The sequence below is a fragment of the Mycobacterium europaeum genome (assembly GCF_034555895.2).
Lineage (GTDB): Bacteria > Actinomycetota > Actinomycetes > Mycobacteriales > Mycobacteriaceae > Mycobacterium > Mycobacterium europaeum.
The window spans coordinates 278,999-300,860 of record NZ_CP157315.1; the positions used below are offsets into that span (position 1 = coordinate 278,999).

At 67.7% G+C, this 21,862-nt stretch carries 24 protein-coding genes; 9 read left to right on the forward strand and 15 right to left on the reverse strand.

The annotated features are described in order from the left end of the window. Nucleotides 1-7: 7 nt before the first annotated feature. Entirely contained in the window at nt 8-1,216 is a 1,209-nt protein-coding gene (locus U8D42_RS01495; protein ID WP_211279282.1) for a metal-dependent hydrolase family protein, read from the reverse strand. Continuing rightward, entirely contained in the window at nt 1,213-1,845 is a 633-nt protein-coding gene (locus U8D42_RS01500) for a TetR/AcrR family transcriptional regulator (protein WP_322860916.1), read from the reverse strand. Before U8D42_RS01500 ends, U8D42_RS01495 begins: the two co-directional genes overlap by 4 nt. Before the next feature lie 150 nt (nt 1,846-1,995). Between U8D42_RS01500 and U8D42_RS01505 the strand changes: the two genes are divergently transcribed. Genes U8D42_RS01505 through U8D42_RS01535 form a run of 7 tightly spaced genes read left to right on the forward strand, consistent with a single transcriptional unit; the run spans nt 1,996 to nt 6,967 of the window. Beyond that, the gene (locus U8D42_RS01505; protein WP_322860915.1) at nt 1,996-2,976 is read left to right on the forward strand and encodes an LLM class flavin-dependent oxidoreductase; all 981 of its coding nucleotides are present in this window, start codon (nt 1,996-1,998) and stop codon (nt 2,974-2,976) included. Nucleotides 2,977-3,003: 27 nt separating this feature from the next. Next, the gene (locus tag U8D42_RS01510) at nt 3,004-3,444 is read left to right on the forward strand and encodes a YybH family protein (protein WP_322860914.1); all 441 of its coding nucleotides are present in this window, start codon (nt 3,004-3,006) and stop codon (nt 3,442-3,444) included. A 32-nt stretch (nt 3,445-3,476) separates the two neighbouring features. Further along, nucleotides 3,477-4,289, forward strand: a complete 813-nt coding sequence (locus U8D42_RS01515; protein ID WP_322860913.1) for an alpha/beta fold hydrolase — start codon at nt 3,477-3,479, stop codon at nt 4,287-4,289. Then, nucleotides 4,289-5,152, forward strand: coding sequence for an FAD binding domain-containing protein (locus U8D42_RS01520; RefSeq protein WP_322860912.1), 864 nt, complete (start codon nt 4,289-4,291; stop codon nt 5,150-5,152). The genes U8D42_RS01515 and U8D42_RS01520 overlap by 1 nt, the downstream gene beginning before the upstream one ends. Further along, a complete protein-coding gene (locus U8D42_RS01525) occupies nt 5,149-5,679 on the forward strand; it encodes a (2Fe-2S)-binding protein (RefSeq protein WP_322860911.1) in 531 nt (176 codons plus the stop codon). Before U8D42_RS01520 ends, U8D42_RS01525 begins: the two co-directional genes overlap by 4 nt. Next, entirely contained in the window at nt 5,676-6,065 is a 390-nt protein-coding gene (locus U8D42_RS01530; protein WP_085243239.1) for an SCP2 sterol-binding domain-containing protein, read from the forward strand. The genes U8D42_RS01525 and U8D42_RS01530 overlap by 4 nt, the downstream gene beginning before the upstream one ends. After that, entirely contained in the window at nt 6,062-6,967 is a 906-nt protein-coding gene (locus U8D42_RS01535; protein WP_322860910.1) for a DUF1028 domain-containing protein, read from the forward strand. The genes U8D42_RS01530 and U8D42_RS01535 overlap by 4 nt, the downstream gene beginning before the upstream one ends. A gap of 9 nt (nt 6,968-6,976) precedes the next feature. Here the strand turns inward: U8D42_RS01535 and U8D42_RS01540 are convergent, their stop codons facing one another. Continuing rightward, entirely contained in the window at nt 6,977-9,379 is a 2,403-nt protein-coding gene (locus U8D42_RS01540) for a xanthine dehydrogenase family protein molybdopterin-binding subunit (RefSeq protein ID WP_322860909.1), read from the reverse strand. A 150-nt stretch (nt 9,380-9,529) separates the two neighbouring features. Between U8D42_RS01540 and U8D42_RS01545 the strand changes: the two genes are divergently transcribed. Next, nucleotides 9,530-10,216 (forward strand): TetR/AcrR family transcriptional regulator, encoded by a 687-nt coding sequence (locus U8D42_RS01545; RefSeq protein WP_322860908.1) that lies wholly within the window; start codon nt 9,530-9,532, stop codon nt 10,214-10,216. Between the two features lie 7 nt (nt 10,217-10,223). On the opposite strand, the gene U8D42_RS01550 is transcribed toward U8D42_RS01545, so the two are convergent. From U8D42_RS01550 to U8D42_RS01560, 3 genes are read right to left on the reverse strand one after another with little or no spacing between them, the layout of a single operon-like run. Further along, nucleotides 10,224-11,060: an SDR family NAD(P)-dependent oxidoreductase gene (locus U8D42_RS01550; RefSeq protein ID WP_322860907.1), complete on the reverse strand. Its 837-nt coding sequence runs from the start codon at nt 11,058-11,060 to the stop codon at nt 10,224-10,226. A gap of 53 nt (nt 11,061-11,113) precedes the next feature. Continuing rightward, nucleotides 11,114-12,142: an aminotransferase class V-fold PLP-dependent enzyme gene (locus tag U8D42_RS01555; protein WP_085243244.1), complete on the reverse strand. Its 1,029-nt coding sequence runs from the start codon at nt 12,140-12,142 to the stop codon at nt 11,114-11,116. Between the two features lie 52 nt (nt 12,143-12,194). Then, entirely contained in the window at nt 12,195-13,196 is a 1,002-nt protein-coding gene (locus U8D42_RS01560; protein ID WP_322860906.1) for an SDR family oxidoreductase, read from the reverse strand. Between the two features lie 323 nt (nt 13,197-13,519). Here U8D42_RS01560 and U8D42_RS01565 point away from each other — a divergent pair, with 323 nt between their 5' ends. Then, nucleotides 13,520-14,035 carry a RidA family protein gene (locus U8D42_RS01565; protein WP_322860905.1) on the forward strand — a complete coding sequence of 172 codons (516 nt, stop codon included), beginning with the start codon at nt 13,520-13,522 and terminating at the stop codon, nt 14,033-14,035. A 38-nt stretch (nt 14,036-14,073) separates the two neighbouring features. Here the strand turns inward: U8D42_RS01565 and paaK are convergent, their stop codons facing one another. The 9 genes from paaK to U8D42_RS01610 all read right to left on the reverse strand — a co-directional run bounded on the left by paaK (nt 14,074) and on the right by U8D42_RS01610 (nt 21,832). Beyond that, the gene (paaK, locus tag U8D42_RS01570) at nt 14,074-15,408 is read right to left on the reverse strand and encodes a phenylacetate--CoA ligase PaaK (RefSeq protein ID WP_322861016.1); all 1,335 of its coding nucleotides are present in this window, start codon (nt 15,406-15,408) and stop codon (nt 14,074-14,076) included. A gap of 23 nt (nt 15,409-15,431) precedes the next feature. Next, nucleotides 15,432-16,532, reverse strand: coding sequence for a 1,2-phenylacetyl-CoA epoxidase subunit PaaE (paaE, locus tag U8D42_RS01575; protein WP_322860904.1), 1,101 nt, complete (start codon nt 16,530-16,532; stop codon nt 15,432-15,434). Between the two features lies 1 nt (nt 16,533). Beyond that, entirely contained in the window at nt 16,534-17,052 is a 519-nt protein-coding gene (gene paaD, locus U8D42_RS01580) for a 1,2-phenylacetyl-CoA epoxidase subunit PaaD (RefSeq protein WP_322860903.1), read from the reverse strand. Nucleotides 17,053-17,057: 5 nt separating this feature from the next. Then, a complete protein-coding gene (paaC, locus tag U8D42_RS01585) occupies nt 17,058-17,969 on the reverse strand; it encodes a 1,2-phenylacetyl-CoA epoxidase subunit PaaC (protein ID WP_322860902.1) in 912 nt (303 codons plus the stop codon). A gap of 22 nt (nt 17,970-17,991) precedes the next feature. Further along, a complete protein-coding gene (gene paaB, locus U8D42_RS01590) occupies nt 17,992-18,303 on the reverse strand; it encodes a 1,2-phenylacetyl-CoA epoxidase subunit PaaB (RefSeq protein ID WP_322861015.1) in 312 nt (103 codons plus the stop codon). Between the two features lie 53 nt (nt 18,304-18,356). Beyond that, on the reverse strand, nt 18,357-19,337 hold the full coding sequence (paaA, locus tag U8D42_RS01595) for a 1,2-phenylacetyl-CoA epoxidase subunit PaaA (protein WP_322860901.1): 981 nt from the start codon (nt 19,335-19,337) through the stop codon (nt 18,357-18,359). A 78-nt stretch (nt 19,338-19,415) separates the two neighbouring features. Then, nucleotides 19,416-20,216, reverse strand: a complete 801-nt coding sequence (locus U8D42_RS01600; protein ID WP_322860900.1) for an enoyl-CoA hydratase/isomerase family protein — start codon at nt 20,214-20,216, stop codon at nt 19,416-19,418. 21 nt (nt 20,217-20,237) lie between these two features. Continuing rightward, nucleotides 20,238-21,095, reverse strand: coding sequence for a 3-hydroxyacyl-CoA dehydrogenase family protein (locus U8D42_RS01605; RefSeq protein WP_085243253.1), 858 nt, complete (start codon nt 21,093-21,095; stop codon nt 20,238-20,240). Further along, nucleotides 21,092-21,832, reverse strand: a complete 741-nt coding sequence (locus U8D42_RS01610; protein WP_142278511.1) for an enoyl-CoA hydratase/isomerase family protein — start codon at nt 21,830-21,832, stop codon at nt 21,092-21,094. The genes U8D42_RS01605 and U8D42_RS01610 overlap by 4 nt, the downstream gene beginning before the upstream one ends. Between the last annotated feature and the right edge of the window lie 30 nt (nt 21,833-21,862).

The window sequence follows — 21,862 nt, forward strand, 5'->3', positions numbered from 1 at the left end:
GAGCCGCCTACCCGACCACTTTGCCGCGATGAATGACCAGACGTACGCGTTCGCGAAGCCCCTGCACCGAGATCTCCGGGCCCTCCAGCAGCACCATGTCGGCCCGCTTGCCCGGGGACAGCTCACCGATGTACGCGCCCGCGTCGAGCAGTTCGGCCGCCGACGTCGATGCGGCACGCAGCGCGTCGATGGCCGAGATCCCCAGCCGATTCATGAGTTCCAACTCGCGGAGGTTCTCGCCGTGGCGGCAGATGCCGGCGTCGGTACCCATCGCAATGCGGACACCCGCGGAGTGGGCGAGCCGCACGGACGCTTCGTGCGCTTCAAGGGCCGCGACGGCCTTCTCGCGCGTCGACTCGGCGATGCCGCCCGAGGTGTCGGCCTGTCGCAGGATCGCGTACGGGGCGGATAGTGTTGGAACCAGCCATGTTCCGCTCTTGACCATCATGTCGACGGCCTCTTCGTCGAGGTAGACACCGTGTTCGATGGAGCGCACCCCGGCCCGGACTGCGTTTTTGACGCCCTGCGCGCCCTGTGCGTGCGCCATCACCGGCAAGTGTGCGGCGCGTGCTTCGGTCATCATGACTGCGAGTTCGTCCTCGGCGAGCTGTGCGCGCCGCGGATCGCTTCGTGGACTGATCACCCCGCCGGTGGTCGCGACCTTGATGACGTCGGCTCCCGCGCGCACGAGTTCGCGGACCGCGCGGCGCATTTCGTCAACGCCGTCGACGACGGTCGACGGGCGGCCGGGATAGGTGGGCCACAACGCGTGCACACACTCGCCGGTTGGCAGCCATTCGTCACCGTGGCCGCCGGTTTGGCTGAGCATTCCGATGGCGATCTGCATGTCGGGACCCTCGACGAGCCCGGCGGCGAGTGCCTGCTTGACACCCAGGTCGGCGCCGGCGGCGTCCCGGATTGTCGTCACGCCGGCGCGCAACGTCAGCCGCAGGTTGCGCGCGGCCTGAAAGAACCGCAGCGACAATGGCGTTTGGAGCAGCCGCAACGTGTCGACGTCGTCGAGCATGACGTGCACGTGGCAGTCGATGAAGCCGGGAACGACCAGTTGGCCGGTGGCGTCGATCGCGGTGTCGCCGTCCAGCCCCACGCCGACGTCGACAATCCGGGTGCCCTCGACGGCGACGTCCGCGGGCCCCGCCGTCCCGCCGATCGGATCGAAGACGTGGCCGCCCCGGACCACGAGTCGCGCCGTCACGTGTGATCCGTCGGGCACGGCCCGTACAACGTGTTGATCCAGACGGTTGTGAGTGCCGCCGCGGCGGTGGCCGGGTCGGTGATCGGCCGCCGACCGAACGCCGCGATCAGATAACGCTCGTTCATCCACGTCAGCGCCCGCGCCACTTCCGCCGGCTCGGTGATGTGGGTGCGTTTCGCGCACAGATCCGACGCAATGCGGCGCGCGGTCTGCTCGGCGAGGCGATCGGCGAGCTCCCGATAGAGCGCGCCGATCTCAGGATCGTGCCGGGCGCTGTCGGAGATCGCCTCGATCAGCCGTCCGTGCTCGACCCATAGCGCGGTGAGCGCCTGCAGGCTGCGGCGCAGCTCGGCGACCGGATCGTCCGACTCCGCCAACCAGTTGTCGGCCACGTGGTCCAATTCGAGGCCGACGTCGCTGAGCATCGCCATCAGCAGGCTCTGCCGATCGTCGAAATGGCGGTAGAAGGCCGTGCGCGCAACGTCCGCGGCAGACGTGATGTCGTCGAGCGAGATCTCCGCCCACGCCTTTTGTTCGAGCAGGGCGTGCGCGGCGTCGAGGATGCGGCGACGGGCGTTGCGGCGGTGCTCGCGGCGACGCGCTTGCAGGTCCGTCTGGCGGGTGGTCATGAGGTCGAGTCTCGCACACGTGGCACATCAAGTGAAACATCGTTCTTGACACAGTGTCACAGTTGTAGTTACGTGATGGGCACCCACGCGGAACCACGCGTCCGCGCAACCGCGTCCCGCACCATAGATTGGGGTTTGAGCCTCGTGCGATTGAGTCTGTCGTTCACCGGATTCGGCTCGATCTTCGCCGACCTGCCGGCGGTCCACGCCGCAGAGGAGTGCGGACTGGACGGCATCTGGTACGCCGAACACATCTGCGCTCACGACGCGGTTGTGCCCGCGACGGTCTATCTGCGGGAAACCGAGCTGCTGGAGCTGGCGCTGATGGGCATCAATCCCGCGGGCCGCCACCCCGGGGTCACGGCAATGGAACTTGCGTCGCTGGCCGAGATCGCCCCCGGCCGGATTCGTGCCGCGATCGGCACCGGCGTGCCGGACATGATCGCCAGGCTGGGACGCTCGATCGACAGACCGATCGCCTCGACCATCGCGCTGCACCAGGCGCTCAGATCCGCACTCGGCGGCGTCGAGCTGACAGGCGATTACCCGGGATTCGCCTTCGCGCGGTACCAGCTGAACCCGCACACGGCGCCACCGCCACTGGACATCATGGCGGTGCGCCCGAAAATGGTGGAGACCGCGGCGCGATACGCCGATGGTGTGTGCCTCAGCGCCGGTTCGTCGCGGGCCTACCTGACCGAGACCGTCCGGCGGGTCGAGGAGACGCTGGCCGCGGCCGGCCGGCCGCGGGGAAGCTTCCGGATCTCTGTCGTGGTTCCCGCCTTCATCACCGAGGACATCGACGGTGCGCGGCTGCAGGTGGCCTCGTTGCTGTCGACATTCGACGCGGGTACCACGGAATACCTTGCGGCCGGCGCGATCCCGCCGGGGGCCCTGGTTGCGGCGGTGGCCTCCGGCGACCCGGCCGCGGCGATCAAGGTGTTCACCCCGGAAGTCATCGATGCCGTGGCAATGGTCTGCCCGCCCGATGGCGTCGGCGAATCGTTGGCGGCCTACGCCCAAACCGGCGTCGACGAGGTCGCCATAGCCCCGTTCATGCCGCCCGCCGAGGTCCCCGATCTGGTCCGGTTGCTGGCCGAGAACCGGCCCGCGATGGCCACCAACCCCTGAATACCGACCCTGAAGGACGGAACGTAGATGACACAGGGCGCCACTGTGCGCGAGGGCGATGCCGCCGAAATCATGCGGCTGCACCGCGAATTCGTCGACGCCAACAGCCCGCTGGACTCGCGCTATCTGAGACGGCGCGTGAGCGCCGACCCCGGCGAGCTCGTTTGGTACAACCTCAACGGCTCCGCCTACGTCGGACAGGACCACATCGCCGCGTTGTGGGACACCCTGTCGGCCAACATGAACGAGCAGGCGGTGAGCGCCGAACTGCGCGATGAACGCGTCGAGGTCGAGGGCGACGTCGCGTGGGTCACCTACCTGAGCCACTATCAAGCGGATTTCGGTGAACTGGGCACCTATGACGGCGGCATGCGCAGCACCGAGATCTGGCGGCGACGCGGCGGCGAATGGCGGCTGGTCCACACCCACTTCTCGGCGCATGTGCCCGACCAGATGGGCGGACGATGACCCTGCCGCCCCCGCGCGAGGGGGATTAGGCGGTGCGGCGACGCTTCGTGGCGGGTCCGGCCGGGCGCCTCAGCTGTCTGTGGGCCGAATCCGGCTCGGCCAGAACGCCTCTGGTGTTCGTGCACGGCATCAACGGAGTCGCCGAGCAATGGTCGCCGGTCGCCCGCCTGATGGCCGGTCGCGGCTTGCTTGCCGTCGACCTTCGTGGCCATGGCGATTCGGCGCCGGGCGGTCGGTACGAAGCCGCCGACTACGCCGCCGACGTCAGCGCCGCGATGTCCGCACTGGGCATCACGCGCGCTCACCTGGTCGGAGCCTCGTTCGGAGCGGGCGTCTGCGTCACGCTGGCCGCAACCGAGCCCGATCGTGCCGCGTCGCTGACACTCATCGGTGGGGCACTCAGCGTCGCCGGCACCGCCGATGCCGAAGCCGCCGTCGCCGAGTTGCGCCGGCTGGGCGCGGAGTCGTTTTTCGAGCAGGCCGCCGCGGCGAGCTTCGGGCCGGATGCCGACGAGGAAATGCTGCGGCAATCGGTGCGGTTGGCCGCGTTTCGCGACGAGGCGGTGATCGAGCGGATCCTGCGCGCGGCGCTGGCCGCCGACGTCTCGGCCGCCGCCGCCCGGGCCACGGCTCCGGCCCGCGTGCTGACCGGCGAGCACGACCGGACCTGCCCCCCGGAACTGGGGGCGGCACTGGCCACCGCCCTGCGCACCGACTGCATGGTGCTGGCGGGGCTGGGGCACATGGCCCACATCGAGGACCCCCATCGAATTGCGGCTCTGCTCGAAGAGCACATTTGTCGGGCCGACGCGTCGCACGAATCCCCGGCTGCGCGAGGTTCGTGATGCGCCCGGCAGTGTTCGACTATGTGTCGGCGTCCACCGTGACCGAAGCGTGTGCCGAGCTCGGTCGCGACCCCGAGGGGACGCGGGTGTTGGCTGGTGGACAGAGCCTGATGCCGCGGCTGGTGCGCCGGCTGGATCGCCCGCGCCGCCTCGTCGACATCTGCAGAATTGCCGAACTTCACGAATTGTCCGCCACGCCAGACGGTGTGCGGATGGGCGCCGCGGTCACGCAGCGAACGGCAGAGCTGTATCCCGCGCTGCAGGGCTTCGGTGTGCTCGCGCAAGCCTTGCCCGGGGTCGGCAAGGTCACCACCCGCAATCGCGGAACGGTCTGCGGCAGCCTCGCCAACGCCAACCCCGCCGCAGAGCTCGGTGTGTGTCTGTTGCTCCTCGGCGGCGAGGTGACCGCGATCTCGACACGCGGCCTGCGTCGCATCGCCGCGGAGGACTTCTTCCTGGCTCCGCGTCGCACCGCGCTCGAGGACGACGAGTTGCTGCACACGGTGCGGTACGACCGCCCGCAGGCGGGCACCGTGGGGCATTTCGAAAAGGTGACGATTCGCGGTGCAGGTGACACCCCGTTGTTGAGCGCCGCGGTCAGCGCCCGCCTCGGCGCCGACGGGGCAACCGATGTGCGCATCGGGGTGGGCGGCGAGGGGCAGAAACCGACGCGCGCCCCGTCGCGTATCACCGCGCCGCTGACGGGAGCGCTCGATGACCCCGCGATCGAGCACGCGAGCTGCTCGCTTGCCGCAGAACTCGAATTCCTCAGCGACACAAGGGCTTGCGCCGATCATCGTCGACGGCTGGCGATCCGGATCGTCGCTCGCCTGCTGCGTCGGCTGCGGGAGGACCTGCTATGACCGACGGTGTGGCCATCGAAGTTCGGGTGAATGGCCGGGCGGTGCGCGCCTACGTGCCCGCGCGAATGACGCTCGTCGACTTCCTGCGGGAGCGGCTCGGCCTCACCGGTACGCACATCGGCTGCGGCGAGGGGTTGTGCGGCGCGTGCAACGTGCTCCTCGAATCGCGTTCCGCGCGTGCGTGCCTGATGCTGGCCGTACAGGCCGACGACACCGACGTCGTCACGATCGAAGGGCTCAGCCCGCCCGGGTGTGCGTCGAACGTGCAGGACTGCCTCGTGCGGCATCACGCATTGCAGTGCGGCTTCTGCACACCCGGCTTCGTGGTCCTGATCGAGGAACTGCTTGCCGAGGTCGACGCAGGCAGGCGCCCGACGGCCATCCAGATACGCAAACACCTGAGCTCATCGCTGTGCCGCTGCACCGGGTACGCGCCGATCATCGCCGCGGCCGAGGAACTGGTGGCCGACAGGATCGCGGTAATCAACAGCAGCAACCCACAACCCCCGACGGAGGCCGCACGATGAAGTACGCATCTCAGGAATGGCTGACCCGGCAGACCGCGCTCCAGCAGTCGTTCGCGGTACGCCCCGGCGCTACGGCCCGGGTGCAATACCGTCTCACCAACGCCCCGGGCGGAGGCGAAATCCGTTACTACGCCGACGTCCGCGACGGCCGCGCCGTGGAACAGCAGCTGGGTGACGACCCCGCCGCCGATGGCACCATGACGGCGTCGTTCGGCGACTCCGTCGCAATCCTGCGTGGCGAACTGCCCCCGACGACGGCGTTCATGGACGGGCGCATCAAGCTGGCCGGTGACGTGGCCAAGCTCGGCAAGCTGATGCCGCTCACCCAAACAGCCGAATACAAGCGGCATCTCACACAGCTCTGCGAGGAAACCGACTTCTCTTGACCTTCTCGCTGCTTGCCCGCGATCCGGTCACGGGCCATCTCGGCGTCGCATCGCAGTCGCACTACATGGGCGTCGGCTCCGTAGTGACCTGGGCCGAAGCCGGTACCGGCGCGGTGGCGACACAGGCGTTCGCGCTCCGCCAATACGGGCCGCGCGGCCTGGCCCTGATGCGGGCCGGCAGCCGCGCGCCCGATGCACTGCGGCAACTGCTGCGGTCGGATGCCGACCGCGAGATCAGACAAGTCGCGTTCCTGGACGCGGCGGGGGAATTCGGAATACACAGCGGCACTCGATGTGTCGGCGCCGCGGGCGTGGCCCGAGGCGAGCACGTCGTGGGGTTGGGCAACATGCTCGACAACGACGGCGTGCCGCGGGCGATGGTGCATGGCTTCGAAAGCGCATGCGGTGACCTGGCCCACCGCCTCGCGGCCGGCCTGCAGGCCGCCGATGAGGCAGGCGGTGACATTCGCGGGCGGCAATCGGCCGCGATTCTGGTCGTCGACGGCGCACCCACCGATGCGCCATGGGATGGCATCTTGCGAGATCTACGCGTCGAGGACGATCGGGACCCCATCGGGGAACTGAGCCGGCTGCTGGACATCAACGACGCGGTCGACGACATGTCGCGGGTGGTGTTCGATCCGCAAGGCCCGATCCTCGGCCCGCCGCAGCCCGATTGCGTCTACAATTCCGCCGCCGCAACGCTGGCCACGGTGGCGAGGGTGCTGGGCGACAACCCCGAGGCGACGTTCTGGCAAGCGGTGCTGCAGGCGCGCTGGGGACGAACGGACGATGCCAGACAACTTCTGGAAACCGCTACCCGGCACAATCCCCGGCTGGTGACATTCTTCTCGCGGTTGGCCGACGCCGGAATCCTCACACCGAGAGCGTTTCCGCCCTGACTTAGTTTCTCAGAAACCGCTACCGCCACCTGTCGCCCATACCCGCTGGGGCGCAGATGGTTGTGGCTCTGGTGCGGGGCGGGAGGTCATCGAATCTATCGCGACGAGTAGCCGATCGGCGGTGATCGGGATGGTGTCGACGATGTGGGCGTGTTCGTCCCCGATGGCATCGCGGATCGCGTTGGCCAGCGCCGCGGGCAGCGGGATGGCGCCGCTTTCACCGGCTCCTTTGGCGCCGTTGAGTGAGAAGGGTGAGGGTGTTTCGAGGTGGACGAGTTCGACCTGGGGCACGTTGGCCGGCAATGGGGGGAAGTAGTCCCACATCGACTGGACCACCGGTTGGCCATCGTCGGTGTAGGGCAGCTGCTCATACAGCGCCGCGCCGATGCCCTGTGCGGTGCTGCCCTGGATCTGTCCCGCGACGAGCGCGGGATTGAGCTGGCGGCCGCAGTCGTGCCCGAATACCACCCTGGGTAAGGACACCGTGCCGGTGTCGCGATCGATTTCGACCACGACCGCGACGGCACCGAAAGTGAAAGCGAAGTTGCGCGGATCGTAGGTATAGGCCGACTCGAGCCCGGGTTCGGTATCGGGCGGAAGATCTATTGCACGCCAAGCCGCTTCGGCGACCTGACCGATGCTGACCTGGGCGCCGGACTCATCGGCGAAGCCGGAATCGCTGTCGAGGACACGCGCCGGACCGCTTGCCTCGAGCAGGTGCGCGGCGATTTCTCGCATCCGTTCCCGCAGCCCGCGCGCGGCCATCATGACTGCGGAGCCGGCGACGCCGGCGCCGCGGCTGCCGCCGCTGGCATAGCCGGTGTACGGGCAGGCCTGCGTATCGCCGCAGATGACCGAAACCGATTCCAGCGCAACGCCGATCTCGTCGGCGGCCACCTGCGCAAGGACGGTCTCCAGCCCCTGGCCCATCGGGATCTGCCCGGTCAGCACCGTGACCAGGCCCGACGCGTCCATGCGGACCACCGCGCGGTCATGGCCGGGGTTGTTGATGCCCATCATCGCCGCGGCCGCCGACGGACCGAAATTGGAAGCCTCGACGTAGCAGGCGATGCCGACGCCAGCCAGCCGCCCCATGGCGCGGGCTTCGGCGGCCTCGCGGCGGGCCCGCGGCCAGTCGAAGCGGTCGGCGACGAGGTCGAGCAGTTCGCCGTAGCGCCCGCTGTCCAGGCACATCATCGCGGGCGTCCAATACGGCAATTCGTCCGGACGCAAGAGGTTGCGGCGGCGGATCTCGATCGGATCGATGCCGAGTCGGCGCGCCCCCTCGTCCAGCGCTCGCTCGATGGCGAGGGTGGCTTCTGGCATGCCGAAGCCGCGGTACGCCCCGATCGGCGTTTTGTTGGTTACCACCGCGACCAGCTCGCTGAGCGCGTCGGTGACCCGGTACGGGCCGGTCAGCATGGCCGCGGTGACCACCCCGGACCCGGCGCCGGCCATATATGGCGTTGCCCCGCAATCGAGTACGACCGTGGCCCGCAGTCCGGTGATGGTGCCGTCCGCATTGAGCCCCAACTCGAGGTCGACCGCCGTTCCGCGCCCGTGAACGGTGGCGGTGAACGCCTCGGATCTGCTTTCGATCCAACGGACGGGACGGCCGACGACGCGTGCGGCGAAGGCCACCAGGGTCTCCTCGATGTAGGCGCACGTCTTGTTACCGAATGCACCGCCGACATCGGGGCAGATCACGCGGACGCGGCTCTCGGGCACTCGCAGTGTGGCGCTCAAAGAGGCGCGCACTTGATGCAGCGCCTGCGTCGAGGTCCACACGGTGACGGACTCGCCGGTGATATCCCATACGGCGCGCACCCCGCGTGTCTCCAGTGAGAGCCCGGCGACTCGATTGCTGGTGTACCGGCCGGCGACGATCAGCGCCGCGCCCGCGAGAGCAGCGCCGGGATCGCCGGCCTCGAAACGTGTTCGGCCGAAGACGTTGTCGGGCCAGTCGTCATAAAGAAGCGGTTCGCTGTCGGCGCTCGCCTCGACCACCGCGGGCAGCCGCTCATAGGTGACGTCCACGAGCTCGGCGGCGTCCTCGGCGAGGTAGGCGTCGTCGGCGACGACGGCCGCGATCGGTTCACCCACATAGCGAACCCGGTCGCCAGCCAGACACCACGTGGGTGCGTCGGCCTGGATCTGTGTCGTCCACATCATCGCCATCGGTTCGGTAGCGGAACGGACGTCTGAGCCGACCAGAACTGCGCGCACGCCGGGAGCGGCGCAGGCTTTGCGCGTGTCGACCGAGACGCGGGCGTGCGGTTCGCGGGAGCGGACCACCACCAGGTGCAGTTCGCCGGCGGCCTGCTCATCGGCGAGATAGCGGCCGCCTCCGGCGGCCAGTCGCCGCAGGTTGAGCCCCGGCGGGCTCTGGCCGACCTGGCGCGCAGTGGTCATGGCGAGGTGCACACGCCCCTTCTCTGGGTCTTGACCGATACGTCCGGACCGGCTCGCAAGCAAACGTAACGACGCGTGTGACAGCATGTCAATAACGACGTTCAATTTGCCGTCCGATATGCTGGCGGATAGACATGTCACGCCCATCGGGTGTCTGCGACGACGGTCGGTCGCGCAGACCCGCCCCTGACCGCAAGTAGGTTCCCGCTCCTGACCACTCGACAAAGCGATTTGCAGGCGCGCCGGCGCGAGCACAGACGCAATGCCCGCCGACGGCTGCTGGACGCCGCGCACGGTCTGCTCGAAGAGCAACGCTGGGCGGAGATTTCGCTCGACGACATCACCTCGGCCGCCGATGTTGCGCGCACCGCCTTTTACCGCCATTTCGAGGACCGTCAGCACCTGCTGATGGCGATGCTCGACGACGTCGGACTCGAGTTGGACCACGTCGCCGACAACTGGATGGCACCCACCGACGACCCCGTCGCCGAGCTGCGCGCGAGCCTCGGCGGCCTGACAACGGTTTTCGTCGAGCACGGTCGCCTCATCCAGGCCATCTCCGACACCGCCCGGCACGACCCGGAGATCGGCGCGCTCTACGACCGCCTGGCCGACCGCCTTCTCAGCGCAACCGCGCGCCGAATCGAAGCGGACGTCGAGGCCGGACGGAGCGACATCACCGAGCCGCACGAGGTGGCCCGTGCGCTCACGTGGATGAACGAGCGGTACCTGCTCGCGTCGTTCGGGCACCCCCCGTTCAGCGACCCGGCGGCGGTCACCGAAGCGCTGGCGACCATCTGGATCCGCACGCTGTACGGGCCGGCCGCGGCGACGTAACCCCGGCTCAGGTCTCCTTGGTTTCGGAGCGGCCGGCCGCGACCCGCCGGAACAGCTCGGTCATGCCGGCACGGGCCGTGATCATTTCGGTCAATCGCGGGTTGAGTTGAATGGCCGCGAGAATCGGTCGGACCGGTGCGCCGGTGACGTGCACTTCGGGGCGGTCGTGACGAATGGCCGCGACGACCTTGCGGGCCACTCGAGTGGTTGTGGTCGTGCCGAGCAAGGGGCTGGCGGAGAATCCGTTGTCGAGCATCCGTTGGTACATGCCGGCTCCGGTGACCAGCCCGGGGCACACGACGGAGAAACCGACGGGGGTGTGACGGTATTCGGCGCGCAGCGCCTGTGTCAGCGCGAGCAGGGCGGCCTTCGTCGCAGAGTAGGGCGCCTGGTAGGCGCTGCCCATCTTCGCCAGTCCCGAGGAGACGAACACGATATGGCCACGCCCACGGTCGAGCATGCCGGGCAGGGCCCGATGGGTGAGGAGCATCGTGGCGGTCAAGTTGACCTCGACCATGGTGCGGATGTCGTCGGGCGTCATGTCCGTGAACGCGGCGGGCTGTTCGACGCCGGCGTTGTTGACCAGAACGTCGACGGGGCCGAAGTCGCGCTCGGCGCGGCCGAGCAGGTCGTCTGCTGCCGCGGGGTCCGTCAGGTCGGTCGGAATAGCTTGTGCGCGTGCATGGTTCGCGCCCAGCTCGGCAACGAGCTCGTCGAGAGCACCGCTTTGTCGACCAGAAACCAGCACGGCGGCGCCGGCATCGGCGAGCGCCTGGCAGATGGCGCGGCCGATGCCGCCGGACGCTCCGGTGACCAGGGCGGTCTTGCCGGTCAGTTCTCTCACGTGGGCTCCTCACAATATGTTGCCGCGTTCTTATGGGGGATCGTCCGCGCCGGCTAGAGCACGTCGAGCAGCCGATCGAGGTCGTCATCGGTGTTGTACAGATGAAAGCCGACGCGGGCGGAGCCTGCGCGCACCGATGCCCGGATCCCGGCCCGCCGCAGGGAATCGGCGTCGTGGGAGCCCGGGACGGAGACGATCGGCGAGTCGACGGCGGGCATGTCGAGTTCGGCTCGCAGCCGATTCGCCAAACCCACCCCGTGGGCTTCCACCGCGCCCCGGTCCAGCGACGCCACCCAGGGCAGCGCGAGCCCCGCTCCCAAGACGCTGAACCACACCGGCGCCGCATCGAACCGCCGTGCACCGCCGGCCAGCCGCATCGGTAGGCCGTACACCGAGGACCATAGATCTTCCCCCGCATAGGGATTGGCCAGGTGCGGTATCAGCGCATCCAGCAGGCGTTGGCTCAACGACATCCACGCCACACCGCGCGGCCCGAGCAGCCACTTGTAGCTGACCGACACCACCGCGTCGGCCCACGGCATCTCGATGTTCTTCCAGCCCAGCGCGTGTGTCGCATCGATCACGGTGATCGTCCCGGATTCGGCGGCGTTGCGACGCAACCTTTCGACGTCCAGCACGGCTCCGTCGGCGGATTGCACGAGACTGGCTGCCACCACGTCGAAGTCACCCGCCGCATCCTCGAGCCGGCCCCCGGGCAACTCCGTGACCGTGACTCCCCGCGCAGCTTGGGCGGCGAAGGGGAAGATGACACTGGTGAATTCGCCGCGCAAGGTCGCCACCCGGCTGCCGTCGGGTATCGACGCGGCCAGCAGGCCAATGGCCGACGAGACGCTGGTGCCCATCGTCACCCGGTGTTCATCTACGCCGATCAGGGCGGCGTACGCGGCGCGGCTGGCGCTCATGGGGGCGTCGAATGCGCTCATCTGCAGGCGTCCTTGCGCCCACGACCGCACGCATTCGTGCATTCCATCGGCGACAAAGCACGGCGGCAGCCCAGATGTGGCCGTGTCCAGGAAACCCTCAGCACCAAAGAATGTCGTACCGAATGCTGCACGCTTCACCGTGCCGCCCTCCTTAACCGCTCATCGTTGCCGCCGGAGCCGACACGCCGGGTCAGCCGCACTCGGGAATGAAGACGTCCCGGTTGTCCCGGAACCACGACTTCAACGAAAGCGGCTCGAAACCAAGCATTTCCGGTGTGAGGTGACGTTCACCGCCGCGCAGGTCGTTGCCGCGCTTGAGGAGCTCGTTGATGAAGGGCACCTCATGATGACATTCGGCCAGGATGTGCTCGGCGGCGTCGTCCTGCTTGTAGTACTTACGCAGGGCGGGCCCGAGTTCCCGCAGAAAGGCTTCATCGGTGCCTTCGTAGCCGATCGGCACGCCCCACGCGTCGCTCATGATGTCCGCGATCCTGCTGAACCTGATCATCGTGTCGATGCCGTTCTCCAGGTGCAGGGTTTCACCGGCTTCGGTCAGCGAGGGGTCCAGCAGCAGTTCGGCCGCGCAGCGGCCGATGTCGCGGGTCGCGATGAAGTTCATCGGCCGGTCCGCCGCCATGACGAACGTGCGCCTGTCGCGGATCGGGTCGACCAGAAACTCGGAGAAATCCTCGAAGAACCAGCCCGGGATGTTCATGTATACGACCGGAACGCCCGCTTCCGTCAACACTTTACGGGCTCGCAGATGATGCAGCGCCGTTTCGTTCTTATAGTCAGGGCCCCACAATGCCAGCACCTCCGCTTCATCACGGATTCCCGGTGGGTCGCCGATCAGCCGGACCAGCCGCACGAGCGTTCCGGTTGCCTTGACCGCGCTGGCCACGTTGGCCATGGCGACCTTCTCGTCGATGAAATCCGGGGTGAGCACGAACGCCGCATGGATCCCGTCGAAGGCCGCGATCATGTCATCGGCGCTCAGGTAGTCGGCGATCATCACCTCGGCGCCCGGGTGCGCGTCGGCCAGGGCTGCGGCCATGTCGGGCCTGCTGGAAACGACCCGGATGTGCGCGCTGGGGTGCCTTTCGGTGAGCCATTGTGCGCAGGGGCGCCCGATGTGTCCGGCGGCGCCGAAAACGAGAAATGACGGTTCGGGAGGCAATGTCTGGATCGTCACGATTCAATTCCTAACGCGCCGTGTGGATCTGGTTAGTGCGCCGGCCATGGTGGTGGGTATGTCGTGCGCGGAGTTCCGAAGCTTTCCGCCCCTCGAATCCGTCCCGCGCTGCCGCGGGGCCATAGTAGGCGTGCAAGGTAAGGACAGTATGTAATATGCCATGCGTGACATGCTGTCACAAGTGTGGTCACAGTGCGGTCGGGGTGCCGCCGGTTCGCATTCGCCACGGCCATGAGGAGGTGAGCGCCGATGGACGACGGGTTCCGCGGATGGCGTGCCCGCTGCGTAGACCGGCCGTCTGGTCGTTGCGCAGGGCGGCGGAGGTGAAGCCCGCGTCGACGCCGGAGAAGCGTCTCGCGCGGCTCGGCATCGAGCTGCCGGCCCCGGCACCGGTCGCCGGCAGATACCTTGCGGCCAAACGCGATCGCGACCTGGTTTTCGTATCCGGCCACGGGCCTATTCGGAGCAGGCATGGCGGCTCCTTACCCGGCGTCCAGGGCAAAGTAGGAATCGACCTCACGCCGGAGGCCGCCCGATCGGCAGCCCGCCTCACAGGGCTGTTCCTGCTGTCCGCGCTCCGCGCGGAAATCGAATCCCTTGACCGCGTGCGATCGGTGCTCAAGGTGTTCGGCATGGTGAACTGCGCTCCCGGGTTCACCGATACGCCCGCCGTCATCGACGGCTGCTCGGAACTGATCGTGCAGGTGTTCGGCGACAAGGTCGGCCGCCACGCCCGTTCCGCGGTCGGCATGGCCGAGTTGCCGTTCGACATCTGCGTGGAGATCGAGATGGTGGTCGCGGTCAAACGCAGGTACTGCCTGCGCGGGAAACGGCATTGACGTGTCCACCGGCCATCACGGCCGCCGCCGCTGCCCGGCTACCGCTGCGTACGGTTGTCGATCAACCGCCTCGCCTTTCCCTCGGAGCGCTTCATGCTGTTCGGCTCGACAACGTTGACCGTGACGCTGACGCCGATGCGACTCTTGATCTGCTTGGTGAGCGTGTCGGCGGCATCCACACGCATCTCGGGCGTCGCCCCCGACCGGCTTTCCACGTGCACGGTCAGGGTGTCGAGTCGGCCGGTGCGACTCAGAACGCAGTGGAATTCCGGTGTCAGCGCCTCGACCCCGAAGATCAGCTCCTCGATCTGCGTCGGGAAAAGGTTGACGCCACGCAGGATGATCATGTCGTCGGTGCGCCCGGCGATCCTGCGCATCCGCCGCATGCTCCGCGCGGTACCGGGCAGTAGTGCCGTGAGGTCGCGGGTGCGGTACCGAATGATCGGGAACGCCTGTTTGGTCAGTGAGGTGAAGATCAGCTCGCCTTCGGCTCCATCGGGGAGCACTCGGCCGCTTGCCGGTTCGATGATTTCGGGATAGAAATGGTCTTCCCAAATGTGCAGCCCGTCTTTGGTGTCGACGCACTCCTGGGCTACTCCGGGGCCGATCACCTCGGATAAGCCATAAATGTCGACTGCGTCGATGCCGAGCTTGCGTTCGAGTTCGGTGCGCATCTGTTCGGTCCAGGGTTCGGCGCCGAAGACGCCGGTACGCAAGGACGTTTTGCGTGGATCGATGCCTGCGCGTTCCATCGCGTCGATCAGTGTGAGCATGTACGACGGGGTGACCATGATGGCGTCTGGCTCAAAGTCGGTGATGAGTTGGATCTGACGTTCGGTCATGCCGCCCGATATGGGGATGACCGTGCAGCCGAGGCGCTCTGCCCCGTAGTGTGCCCCTATTCCGCCGGTGAAAAGACCGTAGCCGTAGGCGATGTGGACTTTGTCGGTGGAGCGGACCCCTGCCGCGCGCAGGCTGCGTGCGACCAGGTCGGCCCAGGTGTCGATGTCGGCCGCGGTGTAGCCGACCACGGTCGGGCGCCCGGTGGTGCCCGATGAGGCGTGGACGCGTCGGATCTCCGCCTGCGGCACGGCGAACATGCCGAACGGATAGTTCTGCCGCAGGTCGGCTTTGGTCGTGAACGGGAACAGGGCCAGATCCGCCAGGTCTTTGAGGTCACTTGGGTGGACCCCGGCCTGATCGAAGGCGGTTCGGTAATGGGCGACATTGTCATAGGCATGCCGAAGCGACCACTTCAGCCGGGACAGCTGCAGCGCCGCGATCTCATCGCGCGAGGCAACTTCGATAGGTTCGAGCGCATCGGGTGAGCGGCGCGCGGCGTCATCGGCGGGACGGTCGACGAGATCGGCCATGGCAAGTTCCCAGGGCAACATCGTCATGCGTCGAAATCGACGGTCAAGGCATCGGTGCTGGGATAGGACTGGCACGTCAGCACAAAGCCGGCTTCGACTTCGGCGGGGTCGAGTGCGTAGTTGCGGCGCATGTCCACGGCGCCGCCGGTGACCTGGGCGCGGCAGGTCCCGCACACCCCACCCTTGCACGCGAAGGGCAGGTCGCTGCGGGACCGCTGCGCCGCGTCGAGGATCGAAGAATCACGCGGCAGCGCGAGTGTGGTGGTGGCACCGTCTAGAACGAGGGTGACCTGGCTGACCGGGCCGGACATCGCTGCATCGACATGTTCGACCGGTGCGGGAGCGGTGTCTTCGACGAAGAACAGTTCCTGATGGATTCGGTCGCCGCGCACCCCGAGCGTGTGCAGCGCCGCCTTGGCGTCGGTGACCATCCCGAGCGGTCCGCACAGCCAGAAGTGGTCGACGCTGTGCACCGGCACGAGGCGTTGCAACAGTGCGTGGATGCGGGCACGGTCGAGCCGGCCGCTGAGCAGGTCGGAAGTTCGCGGCTCACGCGAAAGCACGTGCACCAGCTGCAGCCGTGCGCCGTAGGAGTCCTTGAGGTCGGCCAGCTCATCGGCAAACATGACCGTGCCGGCGCGGCGGTTGCCGTAAAGCAGCGTGACCCGTGATTCGGGATGGGTCAGGACCGAAGCGGCGATCGAAAGGACCGGGGTGATACCGGAACCGGCGGCAATCACCACGTGGTGTCCCCCTCGGGCGGGGTCCGCGGTGAAATTGCCCGAGGGCGGCTGCACTTCGACCTCATCGCCCGGGCAGAGCTGGTGGACCAGCCAGCCCGAGACCGCTCCTCCGGGTACTTCGCGGACTCCGACCCGGGGCCGGTCACCGGCAGGCGAGCAGATCGAGTAGGTCCGGCGCTGCTCGGTGCCGTCGATGATGCGCCGAATGACGACGGATTGGCCGGGCGCGAAGGCAAATTCGGCGGCGTACTCGTCGGGCACGGTGAAGGTGATGGCGGCGGCGTCAGCACAGAGCTGCTGCACGTCGGCGACCCGCACCGTGCGGAACCGCCGACGACGCGGGCCCGTACCCGTCGCGGCGACCAGTTCAGCGGTGGACATATCAAATCTCCTTGATGCGCTCGAATGGTTCACCGCAGCGCCGGCAGCGGTGCAGGGATTTGCAGGCGGTCGACCCGAAGGCCGACAGTTCTTCGGTATCCAGGCAGTCGCACTGCGGGCACTGCACCACGGGGCTATGCGCAACGAGGGCGAGGGGGACGGGGCCGGTGGTCGGCCGCGGGGCGGCGTGCGGGGGAGCGATCCCATGTGCTTCGAGCTTGCGGCGGCCGTCGACGGTGATCCAGTCCGAACTCCAGGGCGGCGCCAGCGAAATCCGGACCTCAACCCGCTCTAAACCCGTTGAGGCGAGCGCATTTGCGAGGTCCTCGCGGATGGTGGCCATCGCGGGACATCCGGAGTAGGTCGGGGTGATGGTGACGACGATCGTGCCGTCCTCTTCTTGGTGGACGTCACGCAACACTCCGAGGTCCACCAGCGTCAGCATCGGCATCTCGGGGTCGGTCACCGTGGCGGCGACTGCACGCGCCCGGGCCACCAACCCCATCATCGCGGCGGTCATCGACCTCACCATGCCCCAGTGGGATGCGCCCGGGCCACGGACTGCATTTCGGCCAACAGATGGCTCAGCGCTTCGGTGTGGGTGCCGTCTCGGCCGGATCTGCCGGCCACTCGCGCCGCGGCCCGCACCGCCGGGACGGGCAATAGCGCGGCCCGGAAAACCTGTTCGACGACGTCGTCGAACTCACCGCGAAGCATCGCCGAGTCGGCCGCCGCGCCCGTCGCCGCAAGTCGCTGCTCCACCGGGTTGGGAATGAAAAGTTCGTCCACGTAGGGCCATACAGCCGTGACCGCCCGCTCCAGCCGGAACCGCGACTCGGCGGTCCCCCCTGCGAGCGTGAGGAACCACCGGGCGGCGTAGTCGCGGTGATAGGTCACTTCTTTGACGCCCTTGGTGGCCACGGCCGCGAGCACCGGGTCGCGCGAGTCCCGCAACCGTTGCAGTGTCGCCAGCCGAAAAGTGGCGAACACCAGAAGGCGCGCGATGCTGTGGGCGAAGTCGCCGTTGGGCAGTTCCACCAGGCGAAGGCACCGAAACGACGGCTCGTCGCGAAAGAAGGCCAACGCGTCGTCGGCGGGCACGGGGGAGTCGTCGGGCAGCGCCGGGACAATTGCCGGGTGGGCGGCCGCGGCCCGGGCCAGCAACAGGCGGGCCTGGCCGAGCAGGTCCAGCCCGATGTTGGCCAGTGCCATCTCCTCTTCGAGTTCGGGCGCGTTAGCGCACCATTGGGTCAGCCGCTGCGCGGAGATCAACGCATCGTCGGCGAGCATCAAGCAGTAGACCGCCAGGTCGGCGCCGTCGATGCCGTCCACCAACGTGGTGTCGACGCCTGCCAGCGGATCGTCGAAGCTGGTTCCGAATGCCCACTGGTCGTGCGTGTCTTCGTCGATGGCGTAGGTGGTGTCGGGGTCGTTCATGCGCGCAGGCCTTCCTCGCCGATCACATGTGGGAGACGTTGTCGGCAATGGTGTAAAAGGTGGGGTGGCGGTACACCTTGTCGCCGCTGGGTGCGAAGAACGGATCCTTCTCGGCGGGGCTGGACGCGAGGATCGCGTCCGAACGCACCACCCAGATGCTGACGCCTTCGTTGCGCCGGGTGTAGAGATCACGCGCGTGGCGCAGGGCCATCTTCTCCTCGGCGGCGTGCAGCGAACCGACATGCACATGGTTGAGACCGCGTCTGCCGCGGACGAATACCTCGTAGAGGGGCCAGTCGGCCGCGACCGCGGCCTCGTCCGGTACCGTGTCCACGCTCGCTATCGGAACCGCACCGTGACCGCCTTCGGCGGTGAAGTCGTTGTCGCTCATCGTGCTTTCCCCTCCAAGGTTCGGAGCTTCGCCGCGAATGCGGTCGCGGCCTCGCGCACCCATGCACCGTCGTCGTGGGCGCGCGTGCGCCTGGCGATGCGCTCGGCGTTGCACGGCCCATGCCCAGCGATGACGTCGGTGAACTCGTTCCAATCCGGCGTGCCGAAATCGTGTGCGCCACGTTTTTCGTTCCAGCACAGCTGCGGATCGGGCAGGGTGACGCCGAGTGCCTCGGCCTGCGGGACCGTCATGTCCACGAAACGTTGCCTGAGTTCGTCGTTGGTATGGCGCTTGATCCCCCACGCCATTGACGTGGCGCTGTGGGGCGAGTCGGCGTCGGGCGGCCCGAACATCATCAGGGTTGGCCACCACCACCGGTCGACGGCGTCTTGAACCATCGCGCGCTGCGCGGCGGTGCCCGCCATCATCGTGGCCAACAGTTCGTAGCCCTGACGTTGGTGGAAGGACTCCTCCTTGCAGACCCGGATCATCGCGCGGGCGTAGGGCCCATACGAGCTGCGGCACAACGGAACCTGGTTACAGATCGCCGCGCCGTCGACCAGCCAGCCGATCACGCCCACATCGGCGTAGGTCAACGCGGGGTAGTTGAAGATCGACGAATACTTCTGCGTACCGGCGAGAAGCTTGGCGTTGAGGTCGGCACGGTCGGCACCCAACGTCTCGGCCGCCGAATACAGGTAGAGGCCGTGACCGGCTTCGTCTTGCACCTTCGCCAGAAGGATCGCCTTGCGGCGCAACGACGGCGCCCGGGTCAGCCAGTTGCCTTCGGGCTGCATGCCGATGATTTCGGAGTGGGCATGCTGTGCGATCTGGCGGATCAGCGTCGTGCGGTAGCCGTCGGGCATCCAATCGCGCGGTTCTATCCGCATGCCGCCGGCGATGATCGCTTCGAACTCCCGCGCCAGTGCGGCGGGATCGTGGCCATCCGTCTGCGACGAGACGTCGCCCAGGGTCATCGAGCCTCCCAAATACCGACCGAATGTTCGGTTATATAATTTTGCCGGATCGCGCGCCCGAACACAAGTTGCGCGGGCTCAGTGCCCGACGAAAACCGGCCTGGCCTTGGCAAGGAATGCCTCGACGGCCGCACCATGATCGGTCGACGCGCCAAGCCGTTGTTGTGCGGCGGCTTCGCGTTCGAGGATGTCTTGCAATGAGCCGGTGGCGTTTTCGGACAGCAGCGCCTTAACGGCGCTGAACGCGGCGGTGGGGCCGGCGGCCAGGCGCGCCGCAAGGCCGGTCGCCACATCATCGAGGACGTCGGGGTCGACGACCTGATGCACGAGTCCCCACGCTTGGGCGGTGGCCGCGTCGATGGTGTCTGCGAGCAGGAACATCGCTGTGGCACGGCCTGCTCCGATGAGCCGGGGCAGCGACGCGGACAGCGCCGAGTCGGCCGCCAGACCGATGCCGGTGAAAGCAGTGCCGAACTTGGCATTGGAACCGGCGATGCGGACGTCGCCCGCCAGGGCCAGTCCCAGGCCCGCCCCGACGCAAGCACCGTTGATCCCCGCGATGACGGGCACCTTGATCGCGTGTAGTGCCGTCACGATCGGGTTGTAGTGGTCGCGCACCGTGTCCATCGCGTGGCCGGGGTCGGCGTGCAGCGCGTCGACGTGTTCGGCGAGGTCCTGGCCCACGCAGAAGTTCTTTCCGGCAGCGGTGATCACGAGGGCTCGCACGCTGTTGTCTGCCGCGACAGCAGTCAGCGCATTCAGCAGCTGCTGTTTGGTGGCGCGGTCGAGCGCGTTAGAGGCCCCGGGCCGGTCCAGTCGAATCGCGGCGACGCCGTCCTCAACGTGGTAATCGACTGTCGCCGCGGATGTTCCTGTCATCAGATGCTCCTCGATGGTTGTTTACCGCGGCCAGTGGAAGAATCCCTGACCGGTCTTGCGGCCCAGCTCCCCACGAGCGACTTTGTCGCGCAGGAGCGCCGGTGGCCGGAAGCGATCCCCCAAGGTGGCGTGCAAATGCTCGGCGATCGCAAGCCGGACATCCAGGCCGACGAGGTCCGTGGATCGGAGCGGACCCATGGGATGGCGATAACCCAATTCCATCGCGCGGTCGATCGATGCGGCATCCGCGACGCTTTCCTCGAGCATGCGGATCGCTTCCAGCCCGAGCGCCACGCCGAGGCGGCTGGTGGCGAACCCGGGCGAATCATTGACGACCACATCGGATTTCCCGAGCCGGTGAATCCAGCCAAGCACCTCGTTGACGACGTCGTCAGCGGTGCCGGGTCCGCGCACCACCTCGACCAGGGCAGACGCGGGCACCGGGTTGAAGAAGTGCATACCGACGAAGCGCTCTGGAAAGCGAAGCGCCGCAGCGATTTCACTGATCGACAGCGAGCTGGTGTTCGACGCGAGCACGGCGGTCGGCGCGACGACCTTTTCCGCCCCGGACAAGACATTGATCTTGTCGGCCATCCGCTCGGGCACCGCCTCGATGACCAACCCGGCGGCGGCGGGCAATTCGGTCAGGGCCGGCACGGTATGCACCCGGGCCAAGACCCGCTGCGGATCGTCACGCAGGCTGCCTTTGTCCGCGGCGCGGGCCAGGCCGGCCGCAACTCGTTCGCGGGCGGCCGATGCGGCATCCGGGTTCGCCTCCGCCACGGTGACCGTCGACCCGGCCGCCGCGAAGACCTGGCTGATGCCGGCGCCCATCCGACCTCCGCCGATTACTGCGACCACTTCGGGCACGGTGATCATGAGGTCCTCTTCTGTAGAAACCGGGTCATCCGCTCAGTTTTGTCGGGGCTTTCGAACAGGACCGCCTGAGCGACGTCATCGAGCAGGGGATGCGGCGCGGTGGCATCCACAACCGCCTTGGAGATCCGCACCGCCAGCGGCGAGAGTCGGGCAATCCGATCCGCCAGCGTGCATGCGCGGCTGAGCGCGGTCCCCGTTTCGACCACCTCACCGACCAGGCCGCACTGCAGTGCGGCCTCGGCGTCGAGGATGCGCCCGCCGAGGATGACCTGCTTGGCAATCGATTTGCCCACCAAGTCGGTGAGCCGGTAGCTGGCGCCCGCGGCCGCCAGGATTCCGAGTGCGGGCTCGGGATTGCCGAACCGGGCGCCCATTGCCGCGACGCGCAGGTCGCAGGCATATGCCAGTTCGGCGCCACCGCCCAACGCATTTCCCTCCACGGCGGCGATGGTGGGCATCGGCAGCGCCGCAATCCGGTCGAAGACGCCGCGATTGATTCCGGCCAACGCCTCGTCGCGTCCCCGCGAGCGGAGTTCGCCGATATCCGCGCCGGCGGCAAAGTCGGTGCCGGCGCCGCTGACGACGAGCACGCGGGGCCGGGACTCCAAAAGCGCGCATACCGCGTGGAGTTCGGCGACCATCGCGGCGTTGATGGCATTGCGCTGGGCGGGGCGGTGCAATTCGACCACCACGCGGCCGTCTTCCTGGTGAACGCGCAGAGTTTCGTAGACGATCACAGCGCCTCGATCAGCGCGGCCGCCGAACCG